This is a genomic window from Neobacillus canaveralius, assembly GCF_047237705.1.
GTDB classification, from domain to species: domain Bacteria; phylum Bacillota; class Bacilli; order Bacillales; family Cytobacillaceae; genus Neobacillus; species Neobacillus niacini_K.
This window is the reverse complement of the sequence record NZ_JBDFLL010000001.1, coordinates 2,825,176-2,845,457: the sequence shown is the minus strand read 5'-3', so window position 1 is coordinate 2,845,457 and position 20,282 is coordinate 2,825,176. Positions and strand designations below refer to the sequence as shown.

24 protein-coding genes are annotated in these 20,282 nt (G+C 37.9%); 6 read left to right on the top strand and 18 right to left on the bottom strand.

The features are described 5' to 3' along the window. Positions 1–86: 86 nt before the first annotated feature. Both ABC255_RS14360 and ABC255_RS14355 read right to left on the bottom strand, forming a co-directional pair. The gene (locus tag ABC255_RS14360) at positions 87–1,067 is read right to left on the bottom strand and encodes an aldo/keto reductase (RefSeq protein WP_412994451.1); all 981 of its coding nucleotides are present in this window, start codon (positions 1,065–1,067) and stop codon (positions 87–89) included. 52 nt (positions 1,068–1,119) lie between these two features. Next, positions 1,120–1,395, bottom strand: coding sequence for an HPr family phosphocarrier protein (locus tag ABC255_RS14355; protein WP_412994449.1), 276 nt, complete (start codon positions 1,393–1,395; stop codon positions 1,120–1,122). 190 nt (positions 1,396–1,585) lie between these two features. Here ABC255_RS14355 and ABC255_RS14350 point away from each other — a divergent pair, with 190 nt between their 5' ends. Further along, a complete protein-coding gene (locus ABC255_RS14350) occupies positions 1,586–2,503 on the top strand; it encodes an AraC family transcriptional regulator (protein ID WP_412994447.1) in 918 nt (305 codons plus the stop codon). 127 nt (positions 2,504–2,630) lie between these two features. On the opposite strand, the gene ABC255_RS14345 is transcribed toward ABC255_RS14350, so the two are convergent. The 4 genes from ABC255_RS14345 to ABC255_RS14330 all read right to left on the bottom strand — a co-directional run bounded on the left by ABC255_RS14345 (position 2,631) and on the right by ABC255_RS14330 (position 5,520). Further along, positions 2,631–3,113, bottom strand: a complete 483-nt coding sequence (locus tag ABC255_RS14345) for a sugar O-acetyltransferase (protein WP_412994445.1) — start codon at positions 3,111–3,113, stop codon at positions 2,631–2,633. 623 nt (positions 3,114–3,736) lie between these two features. Continuing rightward, positions 3,737–4,120 carry a VOC family protein gene (locus ABC255_RS14340; protein ID WP_412994444.1) on the bottom strand — a complete coding sequence of 128 codons (384 nt, stop codon included), beginning with the start codon at positions 4,118–4,120 and terminating at the stop codon, positions 3,737–3,739. A 64-nt stretch (positions 4,121–4,184) separates the two neighbouring features. Continuing rightward, the gene (locus tag ABC255_RS14335) at positions 4,185–4,463 is read right to left on the bottom strand and encodes an ArsR/SmtB family transcription factor (protein ID WP_412994442.1); all 279 of its coding nucleotides are present in this window, start codon (positions 4,461–4,463) and stop codon (positions 4,185–4,187) included. A gap of 181 nt (positions 4,464–4,644) precedes the next feature. After that, entirely contained in the window at positions 4,645–5,520 is an 876-nt protein-coding gene (locus tag ABC255_RS14330) for a glycoside hydrolase domain-containing protein (protein ID WP_412994440.1), read from the bottom strand. Positions 5,521–5,732: 212 nt separating this feature from the next. On the opposite strand from ABC255_RS14330, the gene ABC255_RS14325 reads away from it, so the two are divergent. After that, positions 5,733–6,557 carry an MBL fold metallo-hydrolase gene (locus ABC255_RS14325; RefSeq protein ID WP_412994439.1) on the top strand — a complete coding sequence of 275 codons (825 nt, stop codon included), beginning with the start codon at positions 5,733–5,735 and terminating at the stop codon, positions 6,555–6,557. A gap of 208 nt (positions 6,558–6,765) precedes the next feature. Here the strand turns inward: ABC255_RS14325 and ABC255_RS14320 are convergent, their stop codons facing one another. Next, positions 6,766–7,068 carry an MTH1187 family thiamine-binding protein gene (locus ABC255_RS14320; protein WP_335536705.1) on the bottom strand — a complete coding sequence of 101 codons (303 nt, stop codon included), beginning with the start codon at positions 7,066–7,068 and terminating at the stop codon, positions 6,766–6,768. A gap of 160 nt (positions 7,069–7,228) precedes the next feature. Between ABC255_RS14320 and ABC255_RS14315 the strand changes: the two genes are divergently transcribed. After that, a complete protein-coding gene (locus tag ABC255_RS14315) occupies positions 7,229–7,663 on the top strand; it encodes a DUF192 domain-containing protein (protein ID WP_412994436.1) in 435 nt (144 codons plus the stop codon). Positions 7,664–7,725: 62 nt separating this feature from the next. Here the strand turns inward: ABC255_RS14315 and ABC255_RS14310 are convergent, their stop codons facing one another. After that, positions 7,726–8,457 (bottom strand): MurR/RpiR family transcriptional regulator, encoded by a 732-nt coding sequence (locus ABC255_RS14310; RefSeq protein WP_412994434.1) that lies wholly within the window; start codon positions 8,455–8,457, stop codon positions 7,726–7,728. A gap of 188 nt (positions 8,458–8,645) precedes the next feature. On the opposite strand from ABC255_RS14310, the gene ABC255_RS14305 reads away from it, so the two are divergent. Further along, positions 8,646–9,974 (top strand): 6-phospho-beta-glucosidase, encoded by a 1,329-nt coding sequence (locus ABC255_RS14305; RefSeq protein WP_412994432.1) that lies wholly within the window; start codon positions 8,646–8,648, stop codon positions 9,972–9,974. A gap of 73 nt (positions 9,975–10,047) precedes the next feature. On the opposite strand, the gene spo0A is transcribed toward ABC255_RS14305, so the two are convergent. After that, complete coding sequence (gene spo0A / locus ABC255_RS14300; RefSeq protein ID WP_412994430.1) at positions 10,048–10,833, bottom strand: sporulation transcription factor Spo0A; 786 nt, start codon at positions 10,831–10,833, stop codon at positions 10,048–10,050. A 314-nt stretch (positions 10,834–11,147) separates the two neighbouring features. Here spo0A and ABC255_RS14295 point away from each other — a divergent pair, with 314 nt between their 5' ends. Next, positions 11,148–11,708, top strand: a complete 561-nt coding sequence (locus tag ABC255_RS14295; RefSeq protein ID WP_412994428.1) for a CBO0543 family protein — start codon at positions 11,148–11,150, stop codon at positions 11,706–11,708. 109 nt (positions 11,709–11,817) lie between these two features. Here the strand turns inward: ABC255_RS14295 and ABC255_RS14290 are convergent, their stop codons facing one another. Continuing rightward, positions 11,818–12,579: an MBL fold metallo-hydrolase gene (locus ABC255_RS14290; RefSeq protein WP_412994426.1), complete on the bottom strand. Its 762-nt coding sequence runs from the start codon at positions 12,577–12,579 to the stop codon at positions 11,818–11,820. 131 nt (positions 12,580–12,710) lie between these two features. On the opposite strand from ABC255_RS14290, the gene ABC255_RS14285 reads away from it, so the two are divergent. Further along, positions 12,711–13,121 carry an Lrp/AsnC family transcriptional regulator gene (locus ABC255_RS14285; RefSeq protein WP_412994424.1) on the top strand — a complete coding sequence of 137 codons (411 nt, stop codon included), beginning with the start codon at positions 12,711–12,713 and terminating at the stop codon, positions 13,119–13,121. Positions 13,122–13,162: 41 nt separating this feature from the next. On the opposite strand, the gene ABC255_RS14280 is transcribed toward ABC255_RS14285, so the two are convergent. The 8 genes from ABC255_RS14280 to ABC255_RS14245 form a co-directional block, all read right to left on the bottom strand. Then, positions 13,163–13,816 carry a DsbA family oxidoreductase gene (locus tag ABC255_RS14280; RefSeq protein ID WP_412998561.1) on the bottom strand — a complete coding sequence of 218 codons (654 nt, stop codon included), beginning with the start codon at positions 13,814–13,816 and terminating at the stop codon, positions 13,163–13,165. A 231-nt stretch (positions 13,817–14,047) separates the two neighbouring features. Next, positions 14,048–14,980, bottom strand: coding sequence for an alpha/beta hydrolase (locus ABC255_RS14275; protein WP_412994422.1), 933 nt, complete (start codon positions 14,978–14,980; stop codon positions 14,048–14,050). 59 nt (positions 14,981–15,039) lie between these two features. Further along, complete coding sequence (locus ABC255_RS14270; protein ID WP_412994421.1) at positions 15,040–15,342, bottom strand: EthD family reductase; 303 nt, start codon at positions 15,340–15,342, stop codon at positions 15,040–15,042. Positions 15,343–15,459: 117 nt separating this feature from the next. Beyond that, the gene (locus tag ABC255_RS14265) at positions 15,460–17,088 is read right to left on the bottom strand and encodes a flavin-containing monooxygenase (RefSeq protein ID WP_412994419.1); all 1,629 of its coding nucleotides are present in this window, start codon (positions 17,086–17,088) and stop codon (positions 15,460–15,462) included. Positions 17,089–17,353: 265 nt separating this feature from the next. Next, entirely contained in the window at positions 17,354–18,049 is a 696-nt protein-coding gene (locus ABC255_RS14260; protein WP_412994417.1) for a response regulator transcription factor, read from the bottom strand. Positions 18,050–18,192: 143 nt separating this feature from the next. Further along, complete coding sequence (locus ABC255_RS14255) at positions 18,193–19,065, bottom strand: 3-hydroxyacyl-CoA dehydrogenase family protein (protein ID WP_412994415.1); 873 nt, start codon at positions 19,063–19,065, stop codon at positions 18,193–18,195. Beyond that, positions 19,062–19,889 carry an enoyl-CoA hydratase-related protein gene (locus tag ABC255_RS14250; protein WP_412994413.1) on the bottom strand — a complete coding sequence of 276 codons (828 nt, stop codon included), beginning with the start codon at positions 19,887–19,889 and terminating at the stop codon, positions 19,062–19,064. The genes ABC255_RS14255 and ABC255_RS14250 overlap by 4 nt, the downstream gene beginning before the upstream one ends. Further along, on the bottom strand, positions 19,847–20,269 hold the full coding sequence (locus ABC255_RS14245; protein WP_412994411.1) for a MaoC/PaaZ C-terminal domain-containing protein: 423 nt from the start codon (positions 20,267–20,269) through the stop codon (positions 19,847–19,849). The genes ABC255_RS14250 and ABC255_RS14245 overlap by 43 nt, the downstream gene beginning before the upstream one ends. Positions 20,270–20,282 lie beyond the last annotated feature (13 nt).

Below are 20,282 nucleotides of genomic sequence, written 5' to 3'. Positions count from 1 at the left end.
TAAATCTCAATAAAAAAACTTCCTCATCGTACTGAGGAAGTCTAATTATCTTTATTACTAAATCCTTTATAAATGTTAATCTCAATCTAATTATGTCCAATGATTAGGTGTGGTACGTATGGCTCTTCTAGATATGATACTTCTTCAGTGGTTAACTTAATGGATAGCGCACCAACGGCATCTTCAAGATGAGATATTTTTGTAGCTCCGATAATAGGAGCTGTTACTGGTTCTTTCTGCAGCAGCCAGGCAAGTGCGATATGGGTACGTGGAACACCATATTTCTCTGCGAGGGCAGCGACTCGTTCTACAACCACTCGATCAGCTTCAGCAGTCGAATCATATTTAAATTTTTGAATTTGATCGGTCTCTGAACGTTGTGTGGTTTCAGACCAATCACGTGTCAATCTTCCTGACGCAAGAGGACTATAAGGAGTTACCCCAATTCCTTCTTCCCTGCAAAGTGGCAGCATTTCTCTCTCCTCTTCTCGGTAAATGAGGTTTAAATGATTCTGCATCGATACAAATTTAGTCCATCCATTTTTATCAGCCACATGTAATGCCTTTTGGAACTGCCATGCGTACATGGATGAAGCACCGATGTATCTTGCCTTCCCCGCCTTCACAACATCATGCAATGCTTCCATCGTTTCTTCAATAGGGGTATTGTAATCCCAGCGGTGGATAATATAAAGGTCTACGTAATCAGTGCCAAGCCTCTTAAGACTCTTATCAATCTCACTCATGATTGCCTTCCTGGAGAGCCCAGAACCGTTAGGACCCTTATGCATTTGCCCGTGTACTTTCGTTGCGATTACCACTTCATCACGATTTGCATATTCCTTGAGTGCTCGTCCAAGGTATTCCTCACTTGTCCCTAGAGAGTAAACATTTGCTGTATCAAAAAAGTTAATTCCCAACTCGAGTGCTTTTTTTATAACGGGGCGAGAGTCCTCTTCATTAAGCACCCATTGGTGAATCCATTTGCTTGCGTCCCCTAAACCCATACACCCTAAACATAATCGAGATACATCTAATCCTGTATTGCCAAGTTTTACATATTCCATATAAATGCCCCCACACTTTCATAATAGATTGATATAGTTAAACACTGCTAAATCAATGAATTAATTTCATTTTACTAAATTGGTCTTCTATATATTGTAAAGCTTGAAGCTCGTCCGTCCCATTAGCCCTTATATTAAATGGAGCACCAGGTCGGATTTCCAACGACATTAAATCCATTATCGTCTCGGGTGAGTAATTTAATTCCACAGACATCCCCTCATATTCGAGAACTAGGTTTGATAAATATATAGTAGAAACACCTACTAAAATCCTTGCTGGACGGGCAAAACCCGTACTCGATTTAATATTATATTGTTTTTCAATCATTATTTACCGTCTCCTATAGCTATTCTTGAAAAATAAATTTTCTTATACGGCACTATGTATATTATGCAACAATCTAAAGAGCAATTGTTATCTCATTCCTATCAAGTTTTTGCCTAATCCTATCAAAACCATTTACATAGTCGAATATCTGAGATAGAATGTGACTATCATTGATGCAGGAGAATCCAATATGTCAGTTGAAATCTACAAACAGCAGCTTGAGCTCGTAAAACTTATTGACCGTTATTCAGAGCAGGACGGGGTTCATCCTACTGTTATCCCATCTTTATTTTTAATCCGTGAATCAATTGTTACCGAACCCATTGCAAGAGTGAACGAAACATCCTTTTGCATAATCGTCCAAGGAGAAAAGGAAGTATTGTTAGCAGAGGAACGATTTAGGTATGGTCCCGCACATTACATTGTGGTATCTGCTGACCTGCCGGTTACCGGGCAAGTTATAAAAGCCTCAGCTGATAGTCCTTATTTGGCTCTTAAACTGGAATTTACACCTAATCAAATCTTAGAAGTTTTAAGTGATTCTGAAATTCGTTCAGGAAAGAAAAAAAATGCCAAACGTGCTTTATACGTAAGCAAAGTTGAGCCAGCTCTGTTGGATGCAGCAATTAGGTTAGCCCGGTTGCTTGAAAATCCGAAACATATCCCCGTACTAGCTCCATTATTCACGAAGGAAATTCTCTATTGGATTCTACAAGGCCCTCATGGTGAGTCTCTGGAACAAATGGCCATTAAGGGTAGCAATGGCGATCGCATAAGAGATGTTATTGAACATATCATCAAAAACTATGACCGCTCTTTTAAAATCGAGGAGCTTGCAGAAATAGCGAATATGAGTGTTGCTTCTCTTCATCGACACTTTAAAGAGATTACAGCTATGAGCCCCATTCAGTTTCAAAAACAATTGAGACTCCAGGAAGCCAGGAGAATGTTAACAGCGGATACAACAGATATCGCTGATATCGCATTTCGGGTAGGCTACGAAAGTCAATCACAATTTAGTCGAGAATATTCCCGCATGTTTGGTTGTCCGCCAAGAGAAGATATAAATCGCATGAGGGAAAAATCAGACGAAATAATCAAGGCATAAGTTATGAAAAAAGCCAATCTTCAAGATTGAAGAACGGCTTTTTCTATACTTTTTGAAATGAATGCACTTAAACTTAAACTTAATTGCCTGTTAGTTGAAAAAGAAACTCCCACTGAATTTGGCAAATTTATCTCAATCTAGCTTCCTCGTCCAAATCTGCTTGAGTTATTTCTTTGTCCTTGTAATAGTATTTCATATCGTGTTCATTTATAGAGCGCAACACTTTGCAAGGATTGCCAACAGCCACGGAATTAGCTGGAATATCTTTCGTTACTACACTGCCGGCACCTATAACACAGTTATCGCCAATGGTTACCCCAGGACAAATGATGCTGCCGGCTCCGATCCAACAATTATCTCCAATTTTCACTGGATCAGCATACATATATCCTCTGTAATTTGGATTAATTGGATGACCAACGGTAGCGATAGTTACTGCCGGACCAAATAAAACATCTTTTCCGATGATAATTTTAGTGTCATCAACAAAATTGCAGTTAAAGTTAATATAAGTACCTTCCCCAATTTTAATGGACTCATTCCTTGCATTTCCAGTTAACTGGTTATTACAAAAATTAAAGGTATATAAATTAGTCAATTTTAAATCCATACATGTTTTTCTCATTTCGATGTTTTTTGCAATTGTTATATATCCCTATCAGTTATTCATATCTCAAACAGAATCCAGTGACTGAAACTGGATTTTCTGGATTTTCTCTAGGCTATTATTACCAGCACTAGTACCGTTAGAGACCATTCTGCGTAGTTCAAATAATATATGGAAAGATTTATGTTAAAGTAAAGAAAAAGAGGAAATGGAGGGAATATTGGTCAAAACTACGGTCATTTGCAGTGCCGTTTTGAGTACCAATTTTATTGATCTTTATAAGCTGGTCGATAAAAAGCTGCTGTTTCCCGTATCTAGGATAAATAGGGTGCGCACTTATCGGTAAGGGGATCAGGTTAAGCACCCGATCTGATAAATAGGCGGACATATTCCGCTTAATTAATAATTATTATTAAAAAAAGCTTCAATAGACGGAGAAATTCCGCCTATTGACTCGAAAAATTCTAAAATGAGAGAATTTGTTTTGCATAAGCGGAAAACATCCGCTTATAAACCCCGAAACGAGCACCATTTTGCATTTAACCAGAAAATCTCCGTGTATTTTACTTTTGCTGGTTACTCGATTTATCATATTTAAAATTGACCAATGTATCTTTATACGTATGTTACTGCTGAATGATTTGAATAAGATTACCGCATGTATCGTCGAAAACAGCTATTGTGACATCGCCCATTTTTGTCGGCTCCATAGTAAACTTCACGCCTATTTCCAATAACCGATTATACTCATTTTGAATATCTTCTACACCAAACATTGTTGCAGGGATGCCTTCAGAAGATATCTTAGCTTGATACTCCTTTGCAGCAGGGTGGACATTCGGTTCGAGCAAAAGCTCCGTACCGTTTTGTTCTTCTTGAGAAACAAGTGTGATCCACCTATATTCTCCGGTAGGAACGTCATGTTTTTTTACAAAGCCCAGCTTTTCTGTATAAAACTGTAGTGCCTTTTCTTGATCTTCAACGAACAAACTCGTAACAACGATTTTCATTATATATTTGCCTCCTTGGTATTAGTGCGTATGTACTGTAATAAGACCTTTCCCTATTATAAAATTACTCTACCCATCCTTTTAGCAAATTTTTAAGTGGTTCATTGTTAAAGATAATTACTCGATATTTTCCCTTTCTTTTTGATGTTATCAGACCTGCATCCTCCAATACGGCAAGATGTTTAGCTATTGCTTGTCTAGAAATGGCAAGGTCGTACTTCATAATAAGACGTACCGTTAATTCATACAACGTTAACTCGTTGCGTTCAGTTAGTTCGTCTAAAATGAGCCGCCGAGTCGAGTCACTAAGTGCTTTGAATATGGCGTCTTTGTCCCAATTCATAAATCGAGTATAAGCAACCCTACGGTTGCTTGTCAAGCACAAGTAACCCTAGGGTTGCATGATAAAGGAACCTATTATGCAATTGCAATACTTTATATGCGCAAGCCTCTCGTACTGCCAACTCCCTCCAACTAAAAAATATTAAAGAGAGCCTCCAAGACTCTCTTTTAACAACTAACCATTACCATAAAAAATCTAAGATATTAGATTGAAAAAGATTCGTGTCGATGTTACAGGTCTCTCCATCAATTCCATATTGCCAAATCGAGACTGGTACGTTTTCGGGTGAGCCTGGCTGAAATTCTGGGGCATTAGCCTGTGGAGTTACACCAGGATCCGGGTTACTACTCCAGATGATCGTTTGGGATTGGACATTCTGATTGACTGCAATAGCTGCTTGATATGCGGCAGTAAGAGCACTTTCGTTAGTAAAGACCCCGTATATACCAGGTTTATATGGCGAACCTGATAAGGTTTCGACCCATCCACGGATAAACGCCTCATCTACCGGGTAAGTCGGTTCAATATCCGCGAAAATCGCTTTCCCCTCTGGGATTCCTATTTGTTGTGCATATGCAATCGCCGCTTGTGCCTCAGAAGCCCCGCCTTCATAAGTTGTGGCGTTTGTGAAATGGTTATAAATGGGGATAATCTTAATCCCTTGTTGATGGAGAAGCTCCACTTCTTCAGGTGTCAAACCAGCCGATACCCCTTCTTTGGTCTCCAGATATCTTCCAAAGACAGAAGGCTTCCCATAGTTATCCACTACACATTGTAGAAAAGCCTGGTCTAGCGGACTAGCTGTATCAACTCCCCATAAAATTTGGGGTGGTTCCTGTGGTGGCGTTGCAGGTTGAGGCTCTGGCTCTGGCTCTGGTTGTGGCTGAGGTGGTTTATCTGGGGACTCCCCCTCTTTACCAGTTTCTGTTACAGCTTGTGGTTCTTTCACAGGTTCTGTAGTTGTGGGCGTGGAATATTGATGAGAAAAAACAAGAAGTATTGAAAGAACGAGGAAAGAACTTAGCAATATGACCCAAAACATTTTACCTGTTTTCATTTTTCCCCTCCATACGACTGACTTCAAATTAATGTATTCGGACAGTCGTATAGAGGCGTGAGGATTTGTACCTCCGCCTTTAGAATGAAAAATAACCTTTTTTTAATCAGTTAACATAATATTATTATTAAAAAACTGTCATATGTTAATGAATAACTATTCATTTTGTGTTAAAATTTGACAAAGGGCTAGTTATGGGAAGGATTGATTTTATGTTGCTCAAGAAGAATTTCAGCCAGCAGACCATTAATGGTGTTCAAGCTGGAAACGGTACTGTGGCATTTCAAGGGGTAAAATTAAATGTTCATTGCTTCGTCCTAGACGGTGTTCTCATTGATACGGGTTCCGCTTCATTAGAAAAGGAGTTTCAACCATTTTTCAAACAACAAGACCTCGATCAAGTGGTCATCACCCATTTTCATGAAGATCATACAGGCTGTGCAGCATTTTTACAAAAAGAAATGAATCTACCAATATATATGAATGATATTAAACTGGATTATTGTAAAAAGAAGTCAGATTATCCACTGTATCGAAAGGTTTTCTGGGGGATCCGCCGACCATTTCAAGCAAACGCCATTAGAAAAATTTTTACATCCCGTAATGCCACTTGGGATGTAATTGATACACCTGGTCATGCCATCGATCATGTAGCTTTTTTAAATCGTGAAACGGGACAGCTATTTACTGGGGACCTGTATTGCCAGGAAAAGACAAAGGTTATTTTACGAGAAGAAAGCATTCCAACCATAATAGATTCGTTAACAAGAGTATTAACCTATGATTTTGGGGATGTATTTTGCTGCCATGCAGGCTTTTTAAAGGATGGTCGTGCTGCTTTACAGAGAAAGCTAGATTATTTGATTGAGCTCCAAGGTAAAATTATTAAGCACTACGAAGACGGTATGCCACCTAGTCAAATTAGTAAAACCCTTTTTCCAAAGAAATATCCGATCATCTTTCTCTCTGCCGGAGAATGGGAATCTATTCATATTATAAACTCGATTATTCATGAACATAACCTTATAAATAAGTAAAATCAAAAGCCGAAATCCACATGCGATTTCGGTTGATTTCTTCTTATTCAGATTTACTTGGCAGTACATCATGGAAAATTCCCAGGTTTTGCCGATAACATTTAGCAGAACAATCCATAAAAAAGCCAGGACCATTTTTTAGGATGGTTCCTGGCTCTGAACATTTACTGGTTAACATAATATTATTACATGCTGCAAAAAGATAGGTCTATAATTTCGCTTGTACCGACTGCAACTTCCGCTCCATTGTATTTTCCTTATCGCGTCGATCATCAATGCGAACGTTCGTACAAACCCTCTGAAGACCTTTCTGAAACGGAACTTCATGAAGTTCGTTAACAATCTCCAGTAATAGTTTTAAATCACCTTCGATTAACGTACTCATTGGGGTTAACTGATACTTCACCCGTCCTTCATACTGTTGAAGTACCTTATGTATTTCAGCTACATACTCACTAACACTAGGTGTTCCTGTCCCAACCGGTATTACTGTAATATCAACAATCGCCATTTTTTTATTACCTCCTGCTTTCTTCTTTCTTCATAAGGATATCATGAAAATAGGCGGGACAAAAATCTAATAGAACTAAATGAAACGCTGTTGACCTATGGTCAACAATAGGTCAACAGCCATATCATATGTATTGAAGTAATAAGCAAGGAGAGTGAGTATGTTGAAAAATAACATAAAATTAATCGGTTATCTAATTCGTCAAAAAAATCACGCAATTCTTCAAACAAAAATGATTACCGTAGCCAATGGACATAGGATAATTCCATTAACTGTTCATGTTGCCGATACTCCCAAAAAAAGAGACAAGGGCTTAATGTTTGTTGAAAACTTGCCCGAAAACGAGGGAATGCTATTTGTATTTTCAGCAAAAACATATGGGGGTTTCTGGATGAAAAACACCTTAATACCTTTATCCATTGCTTTTCTTGATTCAAATGGAAAAATTTTAAAAATACTAGATATGGTTCCATGTAAAGGTAATTTTTGTCCTACCTATGATCCCGAACTTTATTATCATTATGCAATCGAAGTCAATCTAGGATGGTATAAAAGAAATCAAATCAAAGAAGGTGATTTTGTAATGTTTGTTTAAAATCATGGTTCTAAGAGTGATAATTTTTTTAGAACCGAATTTGAAAGAATGGTCCGTTTACCTCAATCATTCTTTCTCCTCAATTCATACACCCTCCGTGCCATTTCCTCTAATATAAAAATAACAGGAATTTGCGTGGTAATATTCGATGAGTCAAAGAACTCTTCCGTCACATAATACGATACATTTTTATCAGAAATCCTGGCAATCATGGACTGTGCGTTGTTTGTAATGCTTAAAATCTTACTGCCTTTTTCTTTTAATTTATGTATGTGAGAGATGGTAATCTCACTTTCTCCAGAAACAGAAAGAGCCACCGTAATGCTATTATGTAAGTCAGCGTGAACAGGCATATACCAGTCTTTTAAATACGTAGAGAACTTGCCTAAACTCGAAAGGTATCTTGCACCGTATTCTGCAAGGATTCCTGAACTGCCAATTCCAATGAAAAATACATGATCTGCTTTAGAAAGGGCTTCTGCTGCCTCCTCTAACTTCAAAATGAAATTCTCATTTTGCGTGCGCTCAAAAAACTCCGCTAACACATACTGGCCACTTTTAATCGTTGGGGCACTTTTTTCATCAAGTAAAAGCTTCAGTTTTACTTTAAATTCCGAAAACCCTTCGCAATTTAATTTTCTGCAGAACCGCATAATGGTGGAAGTGGAAACATGAGCTTCATCCGCAAGATCCCGTATACGCATATAAACGACTTTCTCTTTATTTTGCATGATGTATTTGTAAAGCAGCAACTCAAGTTCATTGAATGTTGCAATGACCTCATTTGTAAACAAAGTCTTCTCTCCCTTCATGGAACGTTATACCTTTTGTTAGTATACTTCAAAAGAGAAACACAGTGTTATTTTTGAGAAACAAATTTCTTTCGGTGAAATTCAAATCTAACGCTTTCAAATCTATATCATATTCCCTTTTTCTCCTCTACAATAGGTTTTGTAAATTCGTATTTATTAGGAGGATGACCATGAGTAAAGGAATTAAGATCGTAACTATTGGCGGAGGTTCAAGTTATACTCCAGAATTAGTGGAAGGTTTTATTAAACGATACGAAGAATTGCCTGTAAGTGAATTATGGTTGGTTGATATAGAAGCAGGAAGAGAAAAATTGGAGATTGTTGGAAATCTCGCAAAAAGGATGATTGAAAAAGCAGGTCTTCCGATTGATGTTCATTTAACACTTGATCGAAAAGCAGCATTAAAAGGTGCCGATTTTGTTACGACACAATTTCGTGTGGGTTTATTGGATGCTCGTGCAAAAGATGAAAGAATTCCTTTAAGCCACGGGGTATTAGGTCAAGAAACAAATGGTCCTGGTGGACTTTTTAAGGGATTGCGTACGATTCCAGTCATATTGGACATTGTAAAAGATATCAAAGAACTATGTCCAGATGCATGGCTCGTCAACTTTACAAACCCTGCCGGCATGGTGACCGAAGCGGTTCTTCGCTATACGGACCATAAGAAAATCGTTGGTTTATGTAATGTTCCGATTGGAATTGAAATGGGAGTCGCAAAGCTATTGGATGTTGACCATTCTCGTATTCGAATTGATTTCGCTGGTTTAAATCATATGGTTTATGGTTTAGATGTATATCTAGACGGCGTTAGTGTGAAAGATCGAGTAATCGAACTGTTAACAAGTCCAGAGAACAGCAGCTTTGTTAAAAACGTAGAAGGTCAAGGATGGGAGCCAGAATTTATTCGCGCGTTAAATGCCCTAACATGTCCATATCACCTTTACTATTATAAGAGTGATGAAATGCTAGAAAAAGAGTTGAAAAACTTTAAAGCGGGCACAACAAGAGCGGAAGTAGTAAAGAAATTAGAAGAAGAATTATTTGAGCTATACAAAGATACTAATTTAGCCATCAAGCCTCCTCAGTTAGAGGAACGAGGCGGAGCTTATTACAGCGATGCAGCGGTTCGTTTAATTTCTTCCATTTATAACGATAAGCGTGACATTCAGCCCGTCAACACAATTAATAATGGAGCAATTGCGAGTATCCCTTATGAGTCAGCAGTGGAAGTAAGTTGTGTCATCACAAAAGAAGGTCCAAAACCAATCATAAACGGCGATTTACCAGTTGCTGTTAGAGGTCTGGTACAGCAAATTAAATCATTTGAACGCGTAGCAGCTGAAGCAGCTGTTACAGGAAACTACGATACTGCTTTACTGGCTATGACCATCAATCCTCTCGTTCCTTCAGATAAAGTGGGGAAAGTGATTTTAGATGAAATGCTAGAAGCACATAAAGAGCATTTACCACAGTTTTTCCAAACTGTAGAAGTGTAAAAGTAGCAGGTTTACTAGAAGAAGCATATATTAATTTTTTGAAGCAGCTCAGTCCTATCAGGACTGAGCTATTTTATACAGAGGTGGAACTTTCGATTTTCATCCCTTTTTGTACCCTTAAATGCTCAGCAATTATACCAATGAATTGACCATTAGTTGGCCTCCCTTTTAATGGACTTACTGTGTTTCCAAAAACAAAATCTAACTGCTCAATACCTCCTCGATTCCATCCAACTTCAATTGAATGTCTTATGGCTCTTTCTACACGGCTTGGAGTGGTATGATATTTGGATGCAATAGCGGGATATATTACTTTTGAAAAACTAGTTTCACAGCCATTATTTATCATTTGAATAGCTTCTCTTAAAAAAAAATATCCTTTTAGTTTTGCTGGAATACCTATGGAACGTAAAATATCGGTAATTTGTAATTCTAATTTTTCATCATTATTGGTGTTATGCATTACCTTTTTTAATGCTGGTTTCATAGAAATATTTTCTGAACAAATAGACATGATCATTTTTGGTAAATGGCTTAGTTCAATTGGTTTCATCAAAAAGTAGGATGCACCTAACTCCTTTACTTGTGTTATGGCATCCTCAGTTCCTATAGAGGTAAGTATTATCACCTTTGTGGTTATGTTTTCTTCATATATATTTTTTAATAAAGAAAGTCCATCGGAATAAGGCATAATCAAATCTAAAATAATTAAGTCTGGTTTCTGATTCTTTATTAACTCCATTCCCTTCATTCCATTATGCGCAACTCCAATCACCTCCATATCAGTGAAAGTCGAAAGAAAATCTATTAGTATTTCTGTGAATTGAACATTATCATCTATTAATCCAATTTTTATCATATTATTAAATCTCCTTTTTTGTTAATCAGAATTAAATCTGTTTAATAAAAAAAGCCAAAATAGAATAACCCTGCAGGGTGTATCTATTTTGGCTTATGTTTGAGCTCAATAAAAATATTGTCTATACCATCTTCCAAATGGGAATATTTAATTATTATGTTTACTTTTACCAAGTTAAATATTACCTTACCATTTCAAAAAAATCAAGAGAAATAGATTAGATGATTACCTTGACAGGTTAAGTGTGAAAGAAAGAATATCATAATAGGAAGGAATATGGGAATTATAAGAAAAAAAATAAGGAGTCCCTAATAATGATAAGTCCTTCTGATCGTATACAAAAATTAATAAATGAACAGTATAAAACAATTGATGATGCTCATTCTAGACTAAGCGAAATTTGGCTAAACGATATTCTGTTTTCTTTCGGGTGGATAACAACATTGGTTTTAACAGTGGTTCCGTGGATAGTATGGTTTATGTTCAGGGATAAGGCGAGTTCAACCCGCTTAATGTTAGGTGGGTTATGGGCAATGCTTATCTCATCATGGTTGGATTATGTTGGGGTAACGCTGGGCCTTTGGAGATACTATAATAAATTAATTCCGCTAATCCCAGACTATATTGCATGGGATTTTGCACTTATGCCAGTTACCATTATGTTCTTTTTACAAATCAAACCTCAGGTAAGTTCCATCATTAAAGGGTTAATCTTTGCAGGCATGACAGCATTTCTAGCCGAACCTCTTTTTTTATGGTTAGGTTACTATAAATATCCTGGATGGAATTCAATTATTTCATTTCCATTCTTTTTTGTCATTTATCTTATAGCTCATAAATTGGCTTACAGTTCAGCAACTAAACCCCTTTTATAGCTAATCAACGACTTATATAAATCCTTTTAATTTCAAGCTTCATATAAAAAGGCTCTGATTTGTTAATCAGAGCCTTTAATCTATTATGTTTTTGCTTTGATTCCTAATCTTAAAGTAAGTAGGATTCTCCATCATTTGGCACTAAAACATTCGAGGAGATTCCTTTTTCATTTGCAAAATTTTTCAATTCTTCTCTAGACAATGCCCAATGGTTTACTGCTTCCATGTGGACTGCAATAATTTTCGCCTCAGGAGCAGCTTTATGCACTTCGTATACATCATCTTTACCCATGACTAAAGAACCGCCCTCAAAAAATTGGTTGTCTCCAGCATTGACTACAATGATTTCTGGCTTATGTGTATCGATTACTTCTTGTACTGCATCATACCATACTGTATCTCCGGCAACATATAAAGTCTTCTCCGTTGAGTGTTTGAAAACAACTCCACATACAAGACCAGTCATTTTTAGGATTTCACCTCTACCATGCTCGCCTTTTGTTTTAAATAATTGAATACCTTCAAAGATCGTATCCTCTTTTAATACCTCCACATTTAGAAAACCAGCGTTTCTTATTTCTGCAGCATCTTCTTCGTTTTGACTAAAAAGTTTTATATCTTTCGGCAATGCTTCCTTAGCAGCGTCATCCCAATGATCTAAATGCAGATGAGTAACGATGACGGCATCAATATTTTGAATAATATTGTCAATAGAAGTTGGTAAGCTTACCAGAGGATTATGTTGGTCTAGTCTAGGTGAATTCGGGAAAGATGGGTAAGTCCCCTTTTCCGCTAACATTGGATCGATTAGAATCTTTTTCCCGGCGTATTCAACAACTATAGTTGCATTGCGAATTTGATGTATGTTCATTTATATTAACTCCTTTTGTTTGTAATTTTCCTTGAACAATGTATATTCTAAACTATGACCCAATGACGGATACATAGATTAAATAAAGTGTTTAGTCGATTTTACTTTATTTATGAAAGGAGTTTAATAAAATGTTAGATAACACGGATCTTCTTATCCTAGATGAACTATCCAAAAATAGTCGGATTACGATGAAAGAATTGGGGAAAAAAGTTCATTTGACTGGACCAGCTACTTCAGCAAGAGTGACAAAATTAGAAGAAAGCGGGATTATTGAGGGATATACCATTAATGTTAACCAGGTAAAAATCGGATATTTAGTTCACGCAATTATACATATTTTTTCAAAAAGCACAAATCATCAACCTTATCTGTCATTCATAAAACAACAAGCTCAATATGTCATTAACAACTACAAAGTCAGTGGAGAAAGTTGCTATCTTCTCGAATGTAAATTCCCATCCAATGACATATTAAATGATTTCTTGACAGGCCTGAGTAATTATGTGAGCTATAAATTATCGATTGTTATTCATAAATAGTTGAATCATTTCACAAAAAAATGCACCGCATAAGCGGTGCTTTACTTTTTATGGATTTCACAGCCATCATCATCGCAATTTAGACCGTCTTCGTTGTTTAAAACCGTGATTTCATCTTCTGCAATCACTTTTCTCAAAGCCTGTACAAATGTCTCAGTAGGCTGGGCACCAGTCAGGACATATTTTTTATTAATCAGGAAGAATGGGACACCTGTAACCCCATATTGTTTGGCTGTTTGCTCATCTGCACGAACAACATCACTCATGTCATCACTGGCGAGCATTTTTGCGACCGCTTCCCTGTTCAACCCTACTTCAACCGCTAGATCCGTTAAGGTTTCATGATCTCCAATATGTTTGGATTCGGTAAAATAGGCACGGAGAATCCGCTCGGTCATCTCTTTCATTCTTCCCTGAGTTTTCGCATATAACGTTAATCGGTGCGCATCAAAGGTGTTCGTTTGGATGAGAGTATTCATCTGATAATCCAGTCCAACTTCTTTCGCCATTTGTACCACTCTTTCGACATTTGCCTTTGCCTGAGCGATGCTCATACCATATTTCTTGGCTAGCGTTTCGTACATAGATTCTTTTACATCTCGTCCCATTGTCGGATCCAATTCATAGCTTCGATACGTCACTTCAACGGGGTGATCTATCTGTTTAAGGGCGTCTTCCAGACGCCTTTTGCCAATATAGCAAAATGGTCAAGCAAAGTCAGTCCACATTTCAATATGCATACTAGTCCCTCCAATACATTATTCTCATATAGTATAGGAGTTGAGCAGGTATTTTACACGTATTATGCTTCAGTGTCTGCAGCTCCGAATTTTCTATATGGACAGAAAAAGCTGCCGAATTGGCAGCTTATCGAACATAAATGTAACCAGAACTAATTTCGTTTTCTAAAAATCCCTCACGGTTTATTAAACCGATGTAGCTAAGACATTGTTCAAAAAAAGTCCGATTTCTTTTGCCGTATTCTTCATACTTTCTCCAAAAGGTGGGTAGCTGAAGTAACCGTGAATATGACCTTCCATACAAATATATTGGACAGGCACACCCGCTTCTTGAAGTCGGTCAGCATACGCCTTCCCTTGGTCACGAATTGGATCAAGTTCGGCTGTAATGACAAGCGCCTGCGGTAAATTGCTAAAGTCTTCAGCCATTATCGATGAGGCATATTTATGATCACGTTCTGATGGATGATTGAGGTAATGATCCACAAACCAGTTAATCAATTCCACGTCCAGCCCATACCCTTCGCCATACTCCTGTACGGATTGATAGCCCAGATTTAAATCTGATCCAGGGTATAACAAGACTTGTGCTGCAATCGACGGTCCTTGACGCTCTTTAGTCAATTGTGTCATTACAGCCGATAGATTTCCTCCAGCACTATCTCCACCCACGATGATTTTTGAAGCATCTCCATTCAGCTGCTCAGCATTCGCATGGACCCATTCTAGTGCTTTATAGCAATCTTCCACTGGAATCGGAAACTTGTATTCTGGTGATTTACGATATTCTGCGGAGACGACGACACAATTACCAGCATTGGCAATGGAACGACAACCATGATCAACGAATTCCAAATTTCCGATCACATAGCCTCCCCCATGATAGTAAACAAAAAGTGGAAATGGTCCTGTACCTTCTGGAGTATAAATTCTCAGATTTATTTCTCCATTATCGACAGGTATGGTTTTATCTTCAATCTTTGAAACCACTTCCGGTTCTGAGCGAAGTGTAAGCATTGCATCAATTGCAGCGCGTGCTTCCACTGGAGACAACGATGTGATTGGCGGTCCAGCACTTAACATATCAAGAAATTGTTTCGTTATGGAATAAATCGTCATTTAGATCACTCCTAAATTTTCTATGAGTTTAATAGATTGAATTGCCATTTAAAACAGCACTAGTCAACAATGATAATAGCTGGAGGCTTAGGTAGAAATGCCATTAGATTTTTTAAATCTGCTGTTAATTCTTGTCCTTTTTGCGAAGCTAGGTTTTGATTTAGTTCATCTGCACTTTCAAATTCAAGTTGAACCACTAAGTAGGGATTAAGATCACTGTTTTGAACTCCCAATACTCGATTTGCTTGGACACTTTTTAAACCAGGTAACTCCTCCGCTAAAGGGATATGGGTGCCAAAATAGTGACCATCAAACCCTTCTTTGTTTGTTGGTTGGTCATAGACTACTAATAATTTTGCCATTTGATAATCCTCCGTTTTAATTAATCTAAGAAAACAGCATTGTGCCTGAATGTTCTATTAAAAAACCGTAATGTACATCCTCCAATAATCGCACTCTCCAACGGATCATGCCTCTAGTTATTTTTCTACAGCCACGTTTTGCTTTGGTGTAAAAGTAAACCCTTTGTAATCTCTGGCATTATTAAATTGTTCTTGAAACATTAAGTAATCTCCAGTGTAGCCTAAAAATCCACGCGGCTTCCCTTCAATATTGGCTCCTGTATACCAGCTGTCAACCTTAGCATAAATCGACTGTTCTCCAACTTCATTTGCATGGTTTGTCCAGGTTTCTTCTGCCTCAGAAGTTGCCTCAATTTCTTCAACACCATGCTCTTCAACATATTTAATGCAATCGAAAATCCATTCCACTATTACCTCATTCACTGTAATAGCATTCGTGGTTAACGGGAAATGGGGACCGGTAATGGTAAACATATTTGGAAATCCAACGTTACAAACACCGAGGAATGTCTTAAGGTTTCTTCCGCCATCCCATTTATCTTTTAAGAAAATCCCATTTCTACCACGGATATTTGCTTTCATTAATGGTCCTGTCATCGCATCGAATCCGCTTGCAAATACAATGATGTCAAACCCATACTCAGCTTCTGATGTTACCAATCCCTTTTTTGTGCATGCTACAATTGGAGTTTTTTTCAAATTGACGAGAGAAACGTTTTCTTGGTTATATGTTTCATAATAATTTGTTCCTACAACAGGACGTTTCCCGCCGATCAGGTAGGTCGGAAGTAAAGTCTCTGCGGTGTCAGGATCTTTTACAATTTCTTTGATCTTAGTACGGACGAATTCTGCTAATGTTGCATTAGCTTCATCATTTACTGTTATATCCAAGTATGAAAATAATAATTGAAAACCATTTTGTTCATTCCAGAGTTCCTCGTAAAACCTTTGACGTTCTTCTGGTGTATCTTCGAGTGCTGAATAAGGCCTTCTTAAGTCAAAGGTAGGCGCCCCGATAAAATGTTCTCGTATTTTACGTCTCAATTCAGGGAAATTATTCTTCATTTCCTTCACTTGATCTGGACTGAGTAAAGGGTTTTTCACGGGGCTGACAAATTGTGGTGTACGCTGAAAAACGGTAAGATGCTCCGCTTCTTTCGAAATAGATGTAATGGCTTGGACGCCGCTCGAACCAGTCCCGATAACCGCTACTCGTTTCCCCTTAAAGTCTACTTTTTCATGTGGCCAACGACTCGTATGGTAGGTTTCGCCTTGGAAATGTTCTAGACCTTTAATGTTAGGTGCATGAGGGATTGACACATTTCCTAAAGCTGGGATGAAATATTTTGCTTGAACAATGTCTCCATAACCGGTACAGACTTTCCATTTTTTACTCTTCTCATCATACTCCGCAGATGTAAGTCGAGTGTTGAACTGGATATCTCTGCGAAGGTCCAACTTATTTGCTACGAAATTACAATAGTCTAGAATCTCCGATTGCTCAGGATAAACGGAAGACCATGTCCATTCTCTATGAATTTCTTCTGAAAACGTATAACAATAACTTTCTGTTGGAATATCACACCTTGCACCTGGATAGCGATTCCAATACCAAGTACCCCCAACATTACTGCCTGCTTCATATAGGCGAACAGAAAAACCCTCTTCACGCAATAAATGAAGCATATACATTCCCGAAAAACCTGCCCCTACGATAACGGCGTCAAATTCTTTTGAAATAGTCATAGTTTTCTCCTCTCGTATCTCATTCTTCCTCAGATAGAAACTTAATTATTCATAAAATTCGAATAATTATGTATATAACTATTTTACAATGAGTACCAAACTCATAATACTCCTAGCATTAGGGGAATTACCCTTCATTTGAGGGGTTCTTACTAAAAAACACGCAAACTCCATATTTTTTATACTTGAATTTACGAGAAACAGTAAAGGATGGGGTTGCGTGCTAGATACTTTTTTCTATACCCTAAAAGAACTTGAATAGCTATTAAATAATCCCTTGCTTAATTAATATAGCAACTGCATGGGTTCGGTCTTTTACCCCTAATTTTTTGAGAGACAATTTAATATAATCCCTGATCGTGAATTCACTAAGATGCATGGACTGGGCGATAATTTTCGTCGTTTCCCCTATTGATAACTTCTGCATGATTTCAATCTCTCTCTTGTTTAACAAGCAATAATTATCATTGATAAGGTATGGTTCCTCAAACAGCTCCCCTAACATTTCTCCGAAAAGCGTAAATAAAGGAAGTAATTCTTCTATTTTCTTATTGCTTTCCGAAAACTGTGTACTACATGCCATTCCTACGACAACACTTCTAAAAGATATAGGTATAAATAAGATCGAAGAGGTCTTAGAAGTAAAAGTGTATCTAGGATTATACTTTACGAAGTCTTCCCCTTTAAGAAAGATTGCTCTGCGTGTCCTTACTGCATTGTAAACACAAGGCAAGGTTCGAACATCATCTCTCATATCCCTAATATGTTTAAGTCCCTCTTCTGGGGTGATGGCCATTATTCCTTCTGTTAAATATCCAAATGGAGAGTATCTGAATAATCCTATATCCAATAGCGGAAATAATTCAAGAAAGCTCTTAAGTACTTGGATAATCTGATCTTCATGTGATTCAATTGTCTTTATTCTTTTAATATATTTTTCTAAATCACATGTATCGTTCAATATTGAGTTATCATTAATAAGCACCATCTAACCCCTTTCTAAATCAATAAAAGCCTTTTCAAACTTAATACAATTCATAAAAATGAGGAAGAAGGTTATTGATAGTAAGAAATCCTAGTTAAGTAGAGCTTAGACATAATACTTTAACTAGTTTGGAGGTTTGTTGGTAACTTGCTGCTAACGTAATATTGATAAAATCCTTTGCCGCTTTTTCTTCCTAATTCTCCTTTAGCTACCATCTCTCTTAGTAATTCAGGCACCCGGTATTTAGAATCATTTGTCTTTACAAAAAGAGCTTCCTGTATATTCAACATCGTATCAAGGCCAATCATATCAGCGAGCCATAAAGGACCGATTGGATGATGCGCCCCCAACTTCATCGCTTTATCAATATCCGCCGGAGTGGCTGTTCCTTCCTCAACTAATGTAATCGCTTCACAAATAAGCGGCACTAGTAGTCGATTGACAACAAACAGCGGGGTATCCTTAACATGAATGCTTTGTTTGTTCATTTGCTTAACAAGATCTTCCGCAATTTGAATGGTTTCGACAGATGTCTCATCAGTTGCCGTTATCTCAACAAGCTCCATAAGTGGCACAGGGTTAAAGAAATGCATTCCACATACCCGATCCTTTCGGTTTGTGACGGCTGCCATATCGGATATACATAGGCTAGACGTGTTCGACGCTAAAATCGTCTTTGGCTCACATAATTCATCCAGTTCTATAAAAACCTTTTTCTTAACCTCGATGTTTTCCGTAATGGCTTCAATCACCAAGTCTGCATCATGTAGCTTTTGTTTGTCGGTGGTAAATTCTACGCGTCCTATTACCTCGACCGGATCAAGGTTTGCATCCTTTTGCGCAAGCTTGGTTAAGCTTTTTGTAATTGAATCTTCGGCATTTCTCAAAACATCGAAAGATATATCTACTAATGTAACGTTGTGTCCACTCGTCGCAAACACCTGTGCAATTCCATTTCCCATAACTCCAGATCCTAATACAGCAATTTTCATTTTACCTTTTCCCCTTTATTAAAAAATTCAGGTACGTCACTACTTTTTAATGGAAAATGAGCGGGACGTTTTTCTAGAAACGATTGAACACCTTCCATTGCATCAGCGTTGTTTCCTGCCCAAAATAAAAACTTTGACTCTGCTAGATGTGAGGCTTCTGGAGAATTCTCACTCAACATGCTCCATAGAAGCTGTCGGACAAATGTGTTGGATGTTGCAGCTGTTTCACTTGCAATTTGTTGAGCCAGTTCATATGCTTTTGCCAGTACATCTTCTACTTCATACTGGACTAATCCTGAGGCTAGTGCCTCAGACGTTGGTATGTAGCGAGCTGTATACATCCATTCCAATGCCTTTCCGATTCCAACAAGACGAGGTAGAAACCAGCCTGAGCACGCTTCAGGACCGATGCCTCGTTTGGCAAAAACAAAGCCAATTTTTGCGTCTTTTTTAACAATCCGAATATCCATTGCCAGTGTCATTGTTAAACCAATACCAACCGCAGGGCCGTTAATTGCCGCAATGATTGGCTTTTTCAAATCATGCACGACAAGGCTGACCTGACCGCCGCTGTCACGAAAATCTTCCATTGATTCTGATGCTGAGAACGTCTTTCCACCATCACCTAAGTCCATTCCAGCACAAAATGCTTTTCCTTCACCAGTTACAATAATGACACGAACATCATCATCCTCATCTGCGTTTTTGTAGGCGTCGATTAGCTCTTGTGCCATAACGTGTGTGTAAGCATTCATTTTCTCTGGGCGGTTTAAAAAAACCGTTAAAATTCCTTCATTTTGCTCTTTTCTAATCGTTTTGTACAAAGGCTGCCCCTCCCTCTTAATTCAAATGTTCCCTTCAGTTTAATTTGCTGATGAGTATTCGTGAATTCGATGGACCCATGTAAGTCATCCGATTCTGTTTTTGTGACCATAGTTTCAGTGACAATCAGTTCTTCCCCAGAATAGGTCGGGGAGAGAAATCGGACCTGGAAAGTTAATAATTTTCTCTCTGGATACCATTCTTCCAGTGCTTTTGAAACCAATCCCATGACATACATACCATGAGCAATTGGCTGTGGATGGCCACTTTTTCGGGCAGCATCAGGGATGGTGTGGACAGGATTTAAGTCACCTGAAGCACCCGCATACTGGACTAGGTCAATGGGTTGTATATGTTTGACTTTATATTGTTTATTGGACAATTTTCCCCCTCCA

What these genes read in the sequence shown, in the direction of transcription:
- ABC255_RS14360 (WP_412994451.1), bottom strand. Translation starts at nt 1,067, where the DNA reads ATGGAATATGTAAAACTTGGCAATACAGGATTAGATGTATCTCGATTA.
- ABC255_RS14355 (WP_412994449.1), bottom strand. Translation starts at nt 1,395, where the DNA reads ATGATTGAAAAACAATATAATATTAAATCGAGTACGGGTTTTGCCCGT.
- ABC255_RS14350 (WP_412994447.1), top strand. Translation starts at nt 1,586, where the DNA reads ATGTCAGTTGAAATCTACAAACAGCAGCTTGAGCTCGTAAAACTTATT.
- ABC255_RS14345 (WP_412994445.1), bottom strand. Translation starts at nt 3,113, where the DNA reads ATGGATTTAAAATTGACTAATTTATATACCTTTAATTTTTGTAATAAC.
- ABC255_RS14340 (WP_412994444.1), bottom strand. Translation starts at nt 4,120, where the DNA reads ATGAAAATCGTTGTTACGAGTTTGTTCGTTGAAGATCAAGAAAAGGCA.
- ABC255_RS14335 (WP_412994442.1), bottom strand. Translation starts at nt 4,463, where the DNA reads ATGAATTGGGACAAAGACGCCATATTCAAAGCACTTAGTGACTCGACT.
- ABC255_RS14330 (WP_412994440.1), bottom strand. Translation starts at nt 5,520, where the DNA reads ATGAAAACAGGTAAAATGTTTTGGGTCATATTGCTAAGTTCTTTCCTC.
- ABC255_RS14325 (WP_412994439.1), top strand. Translation starts at nt 5,733, where the DNA reads ATGTTGCTCAAGAAGAATTTCAGCCAGCAGACCATTAATGGTGTTCAA.
- ABC255_RS14320 (WP_335536705.1), bottom strand. Translation starts at nt 7,068, where the DNA reads ATGGCGATTGTTGATATTACAGTAATACCGGTTGGGACAGGAACACCT.
- ABC255_RS14315 (WP_412994436.1), top strand. Translation starts at nt 7,229, where the DNA reads ATGTTGAAAAATAACATAAAATTAATCGGTTATCTAATTCGTCAAAAA.
- ABC255_RS14305 (WP_412994432.1), top strand. Translation starts at nt 8,646, where the DNA reads ATGAGTAAAGGAATTAAGATCGTAACTATTGGCGGAGGTTCAAGTTAT.
- spo0A (WP_412994430.1), bottom strand. Translation starts at nt 10,833, where the DNA reads ATGATAAAAATTGGATTAATAGATGATAATGTTCAATTCACAGAAATA.
- ABC255_RS14295 (WP_412994428.1), top strand. Translation starts at nt 11,148, where the DNA reads ATGATAAGTCCTTCTGATCGTATACAAAAATTAATAAATGAACAGTAT.
- ABC255_RS14290 (WP_412994426.1), bottom strand. Translation starts at nt 12,579, where the DNA reads ATGAACATACATCAAATTCGCAATGCAACTATAGTTGTTGAATACGCC.
- ABC255_RS14285 (WP_412994424.1), top strand. Translation starts at nt 12,711, where the DNA reads ATGTTAGATAACACGGATCTTCTTATCCTAGATGAACTATCCAAAAAT.
- ABC255_RS14275 (WP_412994422.1), bottom strand. Translation starts at nt 14,980, where the DNA reads ATGACGATTTATTCCATAACGAAACAATTTCTTGATATGTTAAGTGCT.
- ABC255_RS14270 (WP_412994421.1), bottom strand. Translation starts at nt 15,342, where the DNA reads ATGGCAAAATTATTAGTAGTCTATGACCAACCAACAAACAAAGAAGGG.
- ABC255_RS14265 (WP_412994419.1), bottom strand. Translation starts at nt 17,088, where the DNA reads ATGACTATTTCAAAAGAATTTGACGCCGTTATCGTAGGGGCAGGTTTT.
- ABC255_RS14255 (WP_412994415.1), bottom strand. Translation starts at nt 19,065, where the DNA reads ATGAAAATTGCTGTATTAGGATCTGGAGTTATGGGAAATGGAATTGCA.